Source organism: Xanthovirga aplysinae (assembly GCF_009711365.1).
In the GTDB taxonomy this organism is placed as follows: Bacteria; Bacteroidota; Bacteroidia; order Cytophagales; family Cyclobacteriaceae; genus Xanthovirga; species Xanthovirga aplysinae.
Genome location: NZ_SMMB01000050.1, coordinates 1 through 248 on the forward strand (window position 1 = coordinate 1; position 248 = coordinate 248).

At 37.9% G+C, this 248-nt stretch carries 1 protein-coding gene; it reads right to left on the reverse strand.

From position 1 onward, the window contains the following. Positions 1-248, reverse strand: a 248-nt coding sequence (locus E1171_RS24995) for a hypothetical protein (protein ID WP_187696070.1), incomplete at both ends; no start/stop codon positions are given.

A 248-nucleotide genomic window follows, 5' to 3' on the forward strand; every position in this document is an offset into this window, starting at 1 on the left:
TAGCACTTTGGTCAATGTGATTACCGAAAAGATTGAAACTTCCCTTAATTCGGGCAACCGCGTAATTATCCTTACTTATACTGAATAAAGAAGCATTTTGCTTAATACGATTTCCGAAAAAATTAAAATTTCCTCTGATTCGGGCCTTGGCGTGGTTGTTTTTACTGGAAGCAAAAAAGACAGCATTCTGTCCTATTTGATTGCCCAATAAATTAGCACTGCCATGAATCCAAGCAGAAGCGTGGTTA